The sequence below is a fragment of the Bradyrhizobium sp. Leo170 genome (assembly GCF_004296405.1).
GTDB lineage: Bacteria > Pseudomonadota > Alphaproteobacteria > Rhizobiales > Xanthobacteraceae > Bradyrhizobium.
The window spans coordinates 1-3062 of sequence record NZ_PSRR01000564.1; the positions used below are offsets into that span (position 1 = coordinate 1).

General features: G+C 61.9%; 1 protein-coding gene. It reads right to left on the reverse strand.

From position 1 onward, the window contains the following. Positions 1 to 3056, reverse strand: a 3056-nt coding sequence (locus tag CWO89_RS42435) for a N,N-dimethylformamidase beta subunit family domain-containing protein (protein ID WP_502702955.1), incomplete at its 3' end; no start/stop codon positions are given. Between the last annotated feature and the right edge of the window lie 6 nt (positions 3057 to 3062).

Consider the following 3062-nt stretch of genomic DNA (forward strand, 5'->3'; position numbering starts at 1 on the left):
GCCATAGGAGTAGACACCATTGCGCCGGCGGCAAGGCTGGAAAGCGCGGTCAACGGGCCGTTTGTGATGGCCGTGGTGAAGTAGTTGTTGGTCGCCACATAGGCGCCGGTGGTGTGATAGGACGCGACATAGGTGGTGTTGGCGTCGATCGAAACCGCTGACGGCAGCATGACGGTCTGCCAACCGCTGGCTGACGTATTGGTGAAGGTGGCGGTGGCGAGGCGAGTGCCTGTCGACGACCAGAGATCGAGGGTGTTGATGCCGGTGTCGCTCGCGCTGCGATAGAATCTGAGCGCCGTGATCTGCCCGGCGACCGAGGACGTGAACTTCATCCCGACTTCGATCTGGGATCCGTCATTGAGGTCGGTCAGAGCCGGCGTGCTTGACGCGCTGAACAGGCTGACGGGAGCCGCTCCTGGCGGTACCACGGTGAAGCTGACAGTGGCCGATGCCGTACCGCCGCGCCCATCTGAGATCGTGTAGGTGAAGCTCGCCGGACCGGTGTAGCCGGCATCGGGCGTAAAGGTGATGGTGTTGTTCTGCGGATTGGGCTGCGTGTTGAGCACGACAGTGCCGTGCGTTGCTGCACTCACGGCGATGACGCTGACCGCATCCCCATCGGGATCACTGTCGTTCCCGGTCAGGGACGACGCCGCGATCGTCAGGGCCAGATCGCGTGTCGCAATCGGTCCATCGTCGTTGGCGGCTATGGGCGCGCTGTTGGCGGCAGAAGGATTGAACATGACGTCAACCCAGAAATTCGTCGCCGCGAACGTGCTTGTCGGGAACGCGATATTGCTGCTGTAGGCATAGACGCCATTGCCACTGGCGAGAGCGGTCAGCGGACCGCTCGTCACATTGCTCAAGAAGTAGTTCACGCTGGAGGAGTAATGGCCCACGCTCGTGTGATAGGAGGCGATGTAGGTGGCTCCAGGCGTCAGCGAAATCGGGTTGGAGAAGGTCACGCTCTGCCAGCCGCTTGCGGTTTCGTTTGTGAATGTGGCGGTTGCCAGCAAGGTGCCGGTGCTGCTCCAGAGCTGGCCGGTGTGGGTGCCGATATCCTGGCTGCCCTTGTAGAAGCGGATGCCGCTTACGGTGCCGGCAACCGACGTCTGGAATCTCACGCCCAGTTCGACGGCGCTTGCATCCGTGGTGTTGACGGTATCGGGGGTGGCTGAGCCCGGAAAGAGCGAGATGTAAGTCGGAGCCGCGACGGTCACCGTGCGACCCACGGAAGGCGTTTCGAGATTGATGCTGTCGTCCACCGCGCGCGACATGATGGTGTAGGTCCCGGCGACCTGCGGAGACCAGCTATAGGACCATGTCTCGTCACCAATCGCCGGATGCCAGCTCAAGCCGCCGTCCGTCGATACTTCCACGCCGGCGATCACGCCGCCGCCGAAATCCGATGCCGTGCCGAAAATCGTGACCACGTCTCCGGCACTGATGTTTGCCAGCGCGTTGACGCTCGAGGTCGGCGCGGTCTGGTCCGTGGAGCCGGTGGAGGCGACCAAGTCCGGCTGCAGCGTTCCCGGCTGAATACCCATGTCGGCGAGCAGGTTGACCATCGACTGTTGCACGCGCACGTCGGTGGGCGTTGGCGTCAGGTCGTGATTGTCGCTCAGACCCCAGGCCCAGTAGACCGTTCCGGCGGCGAAGACCAATGCGCGACTCGCCGCGCGATAGAGCGTCAGGTTATGGGTCGAGATGGCGCTTCCGGTCGTGTTGCCGTAGTCAAGGAGATAGGAGGTAACCGGGACTGTCGTCGAGGAGAGCCGGACGAGGCCGGCGGGATCGAATCCATTGTCGACCGCTTCGTCCCACTCATAGCCGAGATAGTTCCTGGTCAGCGTCGCTATCTGCTCCGGCTGAAGCGCCGCAACGCTGGTATTGCGCCAGAAGCGCAGATTGGCGTCGTCGTAGGGAATTGTGATGGCCTGGAGGCCGCTGCCTTGGCCGACATCATCGACCTGGAACATCTGTCCGATCAAGGCATTTTCCGGACTCCCTCCGCCGAGCGCCGGCGGGCTGAGACGGGGATCACGGAACGTTCCGGTCCACTGGTCGCTTGGATCGATCGACGCGTCTGGCGACCAGGTCTCCTTGTAGGAGATCAAGGTGCGGTACGCCGTGGCGTCGCTGCTGATGCTGTTGCCCCAGCGCGTGCGCCAATACATCTCGTTGCCGCTCCAGAACGCCAGATTCACGCCGGCATCGCGGGCCGCCTCGACATTGGCGCGCTGTTGCCCGGACCAGTACTCGTCGTGACCAGCGTCGAGATAGAGCTTGTGATTGAGGAGCAGACTGCCGTAACGGTCCGTGTCAATGCCCGACATGTAGGAGACGTCGTAGCCGTTCTGCTCCAGCCAGTAGATCGCCGCGTATTCAGCGCCGAACAGATAGTCCTGCGGACCTGCAAAGCTTCCAACGCTGCCGCGGGTGGCAATCGGCCGATTGTAGCTCACCGCGTAGGCGCGTCCGGCACCCTGACCTGTGGCAGGGCCGTTGCCGCCATAGAAATTCGCGCCGCCCCAGCCGTTATAGGCCTGCCAGGTCGTGTCGGAGGTCTGAAAGACGACATCGCTGGTGCTGCTGTCATCCCTGACGATGAACGGGATGTGATTGGCGCCTTCAACGCCGTCCTCGCGTACGAGCTTTGCGATATAGACGCCCGACACAGCATCCTCAGGAACGTCCCAGGAGGCTGAAACAGACCAATTGCCGGCATCGACCAGGCCGGTCGTGTCGTCACGAAGCGGCGCCGGCTGGTTCTGCACGCCCGTGTGCTGGATCGTGTGGACCTTTCGCGCACCCATGCCGCCATAATAGCCGAGACGGTAGATGTCGATCCGGTAGTTTGATGAATCCGTATTGATCTTGAAATCGATCTGGTTGCCACGATTCACGCTGATGTCGGTGGCAAAACCTTCGATATTCGAGCTACCGGCCCCCTCGATATCCCATTCGCTTTGCGGATTTCCCAGCTTCTGGTTCTCGAGCACGATTGGATTTGTAGAAGTCGCGGCGGCCGCGAGCGCGTTAGGTGACGCGGTTATGTTGGG